The sequence below is a fragment of the Stenotrophomonas sp. PS02298 genome (assembly GCF_029959445.1).
In the GTDB taxonomy this organism is placed as follows: domain Bacteria; phylum Pseudomonadota; class Gammaproteobacteria; order Xanthomonadales; family Xanthomonadaceae; genus Stenotrophomonas.
The window spans coordinates 1-8,422 of the sequence record NZ_JASCOR010000173.1; the positions used below are offsets into that span (position 1 = coordinate 1).

Below are 8,422 nucleotides of genomic sequence, written 5' to 3' on the forward strand. Positions count from 1 at the left end.
GGGGTAGCTTTTGATCTGGCTGTTGCCATGGTTATGGCCCCAAGCCTGAAGCTGGGAGCAAGATCAAAAGCTACCCCTCCCCAACCCTCCCCCTCACTTCGTGAAAGGGAGGGGGTGGCTCTGCTTGTGCTGGTAACGCTTGAGGATGTTCGGCGTTGACACGGGGAACCCCTCCCCTGTGCTGCGCACAACGGAGGGGGCGCAACCGTTAGAAGCTCAGGTTCACGCTCAGCCAGAAGCTGCGTGCCTTGTCCTTGTTGTTGTAGTCGTCCTTGAACAGTACTTCATTGGTGTTGTCGGCGTAGGCATCGTCACCGTCGAGGTCGGTGAAGGTGGCCTGGTACGTGGTGAAGTCGCGGTCCAGCAGGTTGTTGATGCGGGCGTTGATCTTCATCCACTGCGTCGCCTGGAACGATGCGCCCAGATGGAATACGGTGTAGTCCTTGAAGTAGAGCTCTTCGCCGGTCACCGCGCTGACACCACCGAAGCGCTTGGAGCGTGCTTCGCTGCTCACGAACAGGCTGAAGCGGTCGCTTACCTGCCAGTCGAAGGTGGCATTGGCCATGTGCTTGGCACTGTTGCCCAACGGCTGGCCTTTCTGTGCGCCGCTCTTCTGTTCGCTGTCGGTATAGGTGTAGTTGGCGCGCAGGCTGAAGCGCTCGCTGATCTCCCAGCGACCGGCCACTTCCGCACCCTGGATCACGACTTCGTCGATGTTCACCGTCTTGTTGCTGGTGGCGTAACCCAGATCGGCGTACTCGCCGGTGCTGGTGCAGGCCAGGGTCAGGCCGGCGCCGCAGGGCTGCGAGGAAATCTTGTCGTCGAACTTGTTGTGGAACAGGGTGGTGTTGAAGTTATGGCCATCCGGATGCTGCCAGTACACCGCCAATTCGGTGCTGGTGCTGGTCTCCGGCTTGAGGTCCGGGTTGCCGAACATCGGCGAGGTGCCCTGGCCGCCAAAGCCGGTGACGCCGTCATACAGCTGGGTCGTCTTGGGGGTCTTGAAGCCGGTGCTGACACCACCCTTGACCGTCCACTGCGGGTTGACGGTGTACACGCCGTACAGGCGCGGGCTCAGGTGGTCACCGAATACTTCATGGTCGTCGAAGCGCAGGCCATAGGTGATGGCCAGCGGCTCGATCACGGTCCAGGTGTCCTCGGCGAACAGCGAGTACATGTTGTGCTCCTGCTTGCGGCCGGGGTCACCCACTTCGGTGCCGAACACGCCGTCGGTCAGCTCGCCGCGGATGATCTGGGTGCCGAACACGGCGATGTGCTCACCGGCGGCCTGGAACGGCATGTCGACCTTGGCGTCGAAGGTGTACTGCGCGCTTTCTAGTACGCGCTTGGGACGCGGCAGGAAGGTGGAAGCGGCCAGCGCACGACGATCGGCCAGACTCATGCCGGCGTAGGCACCGGTGCCGTCGATCATCTGCAGCAGGTGCTCGCGCTCGGCAACGGTGAACGGCATGGTGCGGCCGTCATTGTTGGTAGCCACGTGCGCCAGCGAGACGAAGCTGTTGCCGAAGCCCCACTTGCCTTCGTGGGTTAGCGCCCAGGCGTCGCGCGTAAACTCCTGATTCGCGCTATAGCCAACGCGCGGATCGGCGCGCCGTGCCCAGGTGCCACCACTGACGCTGCAGCGGTCGGCAGTGTTGCCAACGCCGTTGCGGCAGAAATTGCTGCTACGCCAGATGCTGTTGATGTTGTCGACCGTACCGACCGGATACTCCTCAACACCACTGTCGTTGATCTTGATCGAATTGTCGTATTCCTGACGCGAGGTGTCGTAGTCCAGGGTGATGGTCTGCGCCTCGGTCGGGGTCCACGACAAGGTGATGCCGCCGGCCTTGTTGGTGTTGTCCACGGTCTTGCCGCCACCACCAAAGCCCAACGGAGGGGTGTGCTCGACACCGGCCGGATCGGTCACCGGGGAGTAGGTCGGATTGGAGGCATCGCGGTCATACCAGCTGGCGCGCGCGCTGAGGTTGAGCTTGCCCGGCAGCAGCGGGCCGGTGACGAACAGGTCGGCGGTACGGTCGTCGCCGAACTGGTCGTCGGTTTCAAAGCTGCTGGCCAGGGTGGCCGAGCCGTGCCAGCTGTCCAGGGTGCGCTTGGTGATGACATTGATCACGCCGCCCATTGCATCTGCGCCATACAGGGTGGAGGCGGGGCCGCGGATCACTTCGATGCGCTCGATCGCATCCAGCGGCGGGATGTGGTTGAACTGGTTGCCGCCGAAGTTGTTCGGGTAGATGTCGCCGTGGTTGTTCTGGCGGCGGCCGTTGATCAGGATCAGGGTGTAGTCCGAGCCCATGCCGCGCATCGAGATGCTGCCCTGGCCGGTCTTGTCGCGGGTTTCGCCCACGTCCACGCCTTCCAGGTCACGCACGGCATCGAGCAGGGTGATGTACGGGCGCTTGGCCAGTTCTTCCTGGGTGATGACCGAGATGCTGGCCGGGGCATCGGTGATCTTCTGCTCGAAGCCGCTGGCGGTGACGACGACCTTGTCCAGCGTGGTTGGCGCGCCGCTGCCGTTGGCATGGGCGCTGGCGCTGATGGCGCCGAGCACGGCGAGGCTGAGCAGGTGGCGGGAAACGGACACACGGTGACGCTGGCGCAGGGCCATGGGAATACCTCGATCAAGGAATGCAGGTTGCAGCCGCCACCACCGCAGGCGCGGGCGCGTGCAGGGGCGAGCTGGGAAGAAGAGAGGGGTGAAGCGAAAACGACTACGCGCGGAGCGTCAGCTCAACGGTGGCGCTTGCCCGCGTTGCTGGCGCGGGCTGGCCAGCGCATGGGCAATGACCGGCGCGGATGCCGGGATGACCGTACGAATGGGGCTGAAGTCGTCCGCTGCAGACAGCAGCTGCTGGACGCTTGGCAGGGGCAGGGCAGCGCGTGGTGCGCGCAGCTGTGCGACCCGGCGCAGCTTGGCCGGGCTTTCTTCTTCCAGGTGGCGTTCGCCGCCCTGACGTTCTTCGGCCGGCGCCGAGGCATGACCGTTCTGGGCCAGGCCGAGCCGGGACAGCTGGGTGCCGCTCTGGCACAAGGCCGCCAGCAGCGACAACAGCAACAGCATGCACAAAGCCAGCGGACGCAGGCCAACAGCGCCGGAAACGGCGTTGTTCTGTGCGTGCTGGCGCTGTGGTTGCTGCATTCATATCCCCGGATTGCGGACGCGGCGACAGGGGGCCGGCGTTCGCGGTGCGGCATTGTAGATACGATTCGTTAACTTTTGCAAATGAGAATTGCTATCAACATGACGAATGTCAATCGTCGTACCGCCAGCGCTTCAATAGCCGAGGTTCTGTAGCCCGGGTAAGCGCAGCGCACATGGGAGCACGAATTCCCCGGTCTTTCAGGCTTCCGCCAAGCGCCCCGGGTGCGCTGCGCTTACCCGGGCTACGGTCTTGTTGCCGCTTCGCGTTGAGGCCGGGGCGAGGGAGATCAGGTCTCGGCCCACTGCCGCAGCAGGTTGTGGTAAATCCCGGTCAGGCTGACCAGGGAAGGGTGTTGTGGGCAATCCTGGGTCAGTTGTTGGATGGAGGTATCCATTTCCCACAGCAGGCGTCGGTGTGCATCGTCGCGGACCATGCTCTGCACCCAGAAGAACGAGGCAAGCCGCGCGCCGCGTGTTACCGGCTGCACCTTGTGCAGGCTGCTGGACGGGTACACCACCAGGTCACCGGCCGGCAGCTTCACTTCGTGCTCGCCGTAGGTGTCGCTGATGATCAGCTCGCCGCCGTCGTAATCCTCCGGCTCGCACAGGAACAGCGTGCAGGAGATGTCCGAGCGGATATGCGTGCGTTGTGCGCCGTGGCCGACGCTCATTACCGAGCCGTCGACATGGAAGCCGTATTCGCCACCGCCGGTGTATCGATTGAAGCGTGGCGGCAGGATGCGTAGCGGCAGTGCCGCCGCGAAGAACAGGGGATTGCGTTCCAGCGCGCCCAGAACATGCTGGCCCAGCTCGGCCTTCAGCGGTGAGGCATCGGGCAGCTGCAGGTTGCGTTTTACCTGCGCACCTTGATGGCCAACGGTCTCGCGGCCATCAGCCCAGTCGGCCGCGTCCAGTGCACGGCGAAACCCGGCCACTTCCTCGGCGCTGAGTACATTGGGTATGTGCAGCAACATGGCAGTCTTTCCGAAAAGGGCGCAGGGGAGTGTAAGCCCCTGCGCCCATCTGATCAGAAGCGGAAGTCCGCGCTGAACATGAAGGTACGCGGGGTACCCGGGGTGTAGCGGTAACCGCTCTTGTTGATTGCGGCGACGTACTGCTTGTCGAACAGGTTGTACGCGTTCAAGCGCAGCACCAGGTTGTCGTTGACTGCGTAGGAGGCCACGGCGTCATAGACGGTGTAGGACTTGACGAAGGCCGGGGTACCCACGGCACCGTCGGTACCGCGATGCATCTCGCCGGAGTAACGCACGCCGCCGCCGATGGTCAGGCCGAACGGGAACACGTAGCTGGTCCAGCTGGTGAAGGCATCTTCCGGGGTGTAGGTCAGGTTGTTGCTGCCATCCGCAGTAAGCAGGCTGCCGGTGTCCACCCGGGTGTTCATGTGGGTGTAGCCAGCAGAAACCGACCAGTTGTCGGTGATCTTGCCAACGGTGGAGATCTCCACGCCTTGGACGGTCTTCTGCCCGTTCTGGAAGTAACCATCGGCGGCGCTGCCGGTGATCTCGTTGGTGACTTCGGTACGGAACAGTGCAACGTTCAGCGCCAATGCGTCATCCATGAAGGCCCACTTGGTGCCCACTTCGATGGTGCGGGCTTCCTGCGGATCCATGTTGATGTTGTTGACGTTGCCAGCGGTTTCGTTGAGCTGGAAGTTGTTGCCGCCCGGGGGCTGCTGCGAGATCGCGTAGTTGGCGTAAACGCTGACAGCGTCATTGGCCCTGTAAAGCGCGCCGATCTTCCAGTTGATCAAGGTGTCGGAATCTTCCTGCGAAGGCAGGGCGATGACGGTGCCGGCCGGGTTGGTGCCGCAAGCCGGGCCGCCGCGGCCGCCGCAGACAGCAGCGCTGGCATATTCGGTCTTGTAGTGATCGGCACGAATGCCGGCGGTCAGCATGAAGCTTTCGCTGAACTTCAAGGTGTCAAATACATACAGCGAGGAAGTAGTGGTCTGGCCACGCGTGTCGGCACCAGTACGGCTCGAAGTCAGGCCGGAGGCATTCCAGTCCGGGTTGTAGAGGTTGGCCGGGCCCCAAGCTGCACCAGCGGTACCGGCATGGCCCCAGGACTTCTGCTCTTCCTTGGCGAACTCCAGGCCGGTAGTCAGGTTGTGCTGGATGCTGCCGGTGCTGAAGTCGGCACGCAGGTTCAACTGGTCGGTCAGGATCGTGTTTTCCTGATCCTTGTAGGTCAGGGTGCTGCGATTCATCGTGTAGGTGGACAGGTCATTGATATCCGTCCACTTGATGTTGCCGCTGATCGGGCTGGTTGCAGTGCCGCCGGTGGACATGAATGCCGTCAGCAGATAGTCCTGCTCGGTCTTGCCCCAGCGCGCGGTGTTGGTCAGCTTCAGCGTGTCGGAGAAGTCGTGTTCGAAGCGGAAGGTCGCCTGCTGCGAGGTCACGTCATCGTGGTCGTAGCGGGTGCCGTAGAAGTTCTCCGGGTTCACCGGATGGCCGGCCAACTGCTCCAGACCCGGCTGCGGGGTCCAGCCCGGCAGGCCGATGGTCGGCACGAAGCCGTCGGGGATGTTGTCCTGCTTCAGGTACTGCAGGTTGAGGAAGTAGCGGGTGTCGGTACCCAGGCCGAAGCCGAACGACGGCGCAAAGCCCCAGCGCTTGTTGTTGACGTGGTCACGGCCAGCGACATCGCTGTCCTGCCACATGGCATTCAGGCGCAGAGCGGCGGTGGCGCCCAGGGTCTGGTTCCAGTCGGCGGTAGCGCGCTGCTGGCCATCGGTGCCGGCGGTGACGCTGCCGGAGATCGCATCGCGCAGATTGGCCTGCTTGCTGATCATGTTGATCGCGCCGGTGGGCGCGGTGCGGCCGATATCGGTACCGGCCGGGCCCTTCAGCACTTCGACCTGCTCGGTGTTGAACACGTCGCGCGAGATCGAGCCCAGGTCGCGGATGCCGTCGACCAGCAGGCTGCTGGAGCTGTCGAAGCCGCGCATGTAGACGGTGTCACCGGTGCTGGTGTTGCCGTTCTCACCGGCATAGAAGGTACCCACGCCGGCGCTGTTGCGCAGTGCCTCGGTCAGGGTGGTGGCGCCCTGCTGGTTGAACAGGTCGCTGGTGATCACCTGGATGGTCTGCGGGGTGTTCTGCAGGGTCTGGGTGTACTTGCTGGACGCGGACTTCTCGGCCTTGAAGCCGTTCATCGCATGCACCTCGACCTGGTCCAGGGTCTTGGCATCCTGGGCGCTGGCCAGGCCTGGCAGGGTTGCCAGGCTGAGGCCGGTGATCAGGCTGGCCGTGGTCGAGGCCAGGGCGCTGATGCGCGGCGCGGTGCTGCTGTGCTTGCGGCTTTTGATATGGGTCATGGTGATGATTGGTCGTGAGAAGGGAGAAGCAGGACGACCGCCGCGGCCTGCTGGCGCGGAGGTAGGGAAAGGGGTCGTTGGAGCGAGCCATGCGGCATGGCGCAGGCGTTGAACGATGAACAAACGGCGGGCCGCAGATCGCGCCCGCTACAGCGGATCAGGCGTGCGGCGGGGCGTGGCCGGGATTGAGCAGCAGGTAGGGCGCCAACGGATAGCGTTGGGCGCGTTCAACCGCGTGCTGCAGCAGCGTGTCGCTGGCGGCAGTCATGAAGACGCGGCTGGGGGTAAACGGAACCAGTGGAACCGGGCTGGACAGCATGGCTGCCGGGCGCGGCCGGGTCAGGCGGGAGGACTCGCCGCCGGATTCGCTGATGGCGGCCATTTCCAGCGGGTGCTGCGGATGACCGGGTTCAGGCGAAACCAGTACCCGGTCGAACGCTTCCATTGCCGGCAGCGCGGTGACCACCGCCTTGGCCTGCAACGCCACGGCCCAGACCAGCAACATGCCGAACACCAGCATCAGCCAAGGCAGGCGCCGCCGCACGGTGGCGACAGTCAGCAGTTGAGCCTTGGCGGATGGGGAGGACATGGGGAAAAGCGCAGACCGTTAATTTCGCGTTATCGCGACAGATGCGCATCTTATTGAGAATTGTTTGCGTTTGCAATGCCGATATGCTTGGTACAGCTGGGTCTTGCCCAGGTACAGGTTTGAGGCCGTTGCCCGGGAGCGATGGCCTTTGGAAGCGGTGTCAGCTGCGTTGTCACAGGCGTGCGGCCGGGCGCGGAGGTCCCGGGGCGGGCACGCAGACGCTGCGGAGCCGCAGTGCTGACTCCCTGATTGCGGCGAAGGGGTAGAGGGCTCAGTCGCGGTCGTCGCGCGACCAGATGCCGCCGTGTTCGCGCTTGACCGGGAACTTGGGCACCGCCGTATAGGCCGGTGCGCACAGGGCGCGGCCGTCGCGGATGTCGAAACGGGCGCCGTGCAGGATGCACTCGATGCTGCCTTCGTCCGGGTCCAATGTGCCGGAGGACAGTTCGAACTCCTCGTGCGTGCACTGGTCTTCCAGCGCATACAGCTCGCCGTCCAGATTGAACACGACGATCGGTGAGCCGGTGACTTCGTCGAAGCCGGTCTTCAGTTCGCCCGGCAGCAGTTCTTCGCTGGCACAGATGAAGGTCCAGGTCTCGCTCATGCGGCGGCCCCGAGCGGCTTTTCCAGGATCTCGAACTGCAGGTCGTCGCGCTTGGGAATGCCGAAACGTTCGTCGCCATACGGGAACGGCTTCTTGATGCCGGTACGCACGTAGCCGCGGCGTTCGTAGAAGGCGATCAGCTCGTCGCGGCAATCGATCACCGTCATCTGCATGGTCGGCAGCTGCCACTGTTCGGCCACATGCTGTTCCGCGCGCTGCATCAATTGCTTGCCGATGCCGCCGCCCTGGGCGTTGGGGCTGACCGAGAACATGCCGAAGTAGCCGTGGCCGTTTTCGTCGGCGACATGGCAGCAGGCCTGCAGCTGGCCATCCTGTTCGGCGAGCAGGATCACGCTGCGCGGGCGGTCCAGATCGCCCTGGATGCCGGCGGCGTCGATGCGCTGGCCATCCAGCAGGTCGGCTTCGGTGGTCCAGCCAACGCGGGAGGCGTCGCCTCGGTAGGCGGAGGTGACCAGATCGATCAGGGCCGGGATATCGGCGGCGGTAGCGGGGCGGAAAGTCAGCGTGTTCATGGGCTGCATTCTAGCGCCGCGAGCCGGAACGGACGATGGGAGGAGTGCTGTGCTGTGCTCCCTCCCTTTGCCACAGGCAAGGGGAGGGCTGGGGGGCTCTTCGCAAGTTGATGCAGCAGAGGCGTCATTTGTGTAGAGCCGAGCCATGCTCGGCGGGGGGGCGACCCGGGGAGCCCATTCCCCGCCTGGCGGG

General features: G+C 64.0%; 7 protein-coding genes. All 7 read right to left on the bottom strand.

Annotated features, from left to right (window positions below):
- Positions 1–208: 208 nt before the first annotated feature.
- Positions 209–2,629, bottom strand: coding sequence for a TonB-dependent receptor (locus tag QMX78_RS18280; RefSeq protein WP_282272217.1), 2,421 nt, complete (start codon positions 2,627–2,629; stop codon positions 209–211).
- Positions 2,630–2,746: 117 nt separating this feature from the next.
- On the bottom strand, positions 2,747–3,160 hold the full coding sequence (locus QMX78_RS18285) for a hypothetical protein (RefSeq protein ID WP_282272219.1): 414 nt from the start codon (positions 3,158–3,160) through the stop codon (positions 2,747–2,749).
- Positions 3,161–3,450: 290 nt separating this feature from the next.
- A complete protein-coding gene (locus QMX78_RS18290) occupies positions 3,451–4,137 on the bottom strand; it encodes a Fe2+-dependent dioxygenase (protein ID WP_282272221.1) in 687 nt (228 codons plus the stop codon).
- A gap of 53 nt (positions 4,138–4,190) precedes the next feature.
- Entirely contained in the window at positions 4,191–6,503 is a 2,313-nt protein-coding gene (locus QMX78_RS18295) for a catecholate siderophore receptor Fiu (RefSeq protein WP_282272223.1), read from the bottom strand.
- Between the two features lie 157 nt (positions 6,504–6,660).
- Positions 6,661–7,092 (bottom strand): hypothetical protein, encoded by a 432-nt coding sequence (locus QMX78_RS18300; RefSeq protein WP_282272225.1) that lies wholly within the window; start codon positions 7,090–7,092, stop codon positions 6,661–6,663.
- Between the two features lie 271 nt (positions 7,093–7,363).
- Positions 7,364–7,696: a non-heme iron oxygenase ferredoxin subunit gene (locus tag QMX78_RS18305; RefSeq protein ID WP_282272227.1), complete on the bottom strand. Its 333-nt coding sequence runs from the start codon at positions 7,694–7,696 to the stop codon at positions 7,364–7,366.
- Positions 7,693–8,229 carry a GNAT family N-acetyltransferase gene (locus QMX78_RS18310; RefSeq protein ID WP_282272228.1) on the bottom strand — a complete coding sequence of 179 codons (537 nt, stop codon included), beginning with the start codon at positions 8,227–8,229 and terminating at the stop codon, positions 7,693–7,695. Before QMX78_RS18310 ends, QMX78_RS18305 begins: the two co-directional genes overlap by 4 nt.
- Between the last annotated feature and the right edge of the window lie 193 nt (positions 8,230–8,422).

Bases quoted from the DNA above. Each gene is read 5' to 3' on its own strand.
- QMX78_RS18280 (WP_282272217.1), bottom strand. From the start codon at position 2,629: ATGGCCCTGCGCCAGCGTCACCGTGTGTCCGTTTCCCGCCACCTGCTC.
- QMX78_RS18285 (WP_282272219.1), bottom strand. From the start codon at position 3,160: ATGCAGCAACCACAGCGCCAGCACGCACAGAACAACGCCGTTTCCGGC.
- QMX78_RS18290 (WP_282272221.1), bottom strand. From the start codon at position 4,137: ATGTTGCTGCACATACCCAATGTACTCAGCGCCGAGGAAGTGGCCGGG.
- QMX78_RS18295 (WP_282272223.1), bottom strand. From the start codon at position 6,503: ATGACCCATATCAAAAGCCGCAAGCACAGCAGCACCGCGCCGCGCATC.
- QMX78_RS18300 (WP_282272225.1), bottom strand. From the start codon at position 7,092: ATGTCCTCCCCATCCGCCAAGGCTCAACTGCTGACTGTCGCCACCGTG.
- QMX78_RS18305 (WP_282272227.1), bottom strand. From the start codon at position 7,696: ATGAGCGAGACCTGGACCTTCATCTGTGCCAGCGAAGAACTGCTGCCG.
- QMX78_RS18310 (WP_282272228.1), bottom strand. From the start codon at position 8,229: ATGAACACGCTGACTTTCCGCCCCGCTACCGCCGCCGATATCCCGGCC.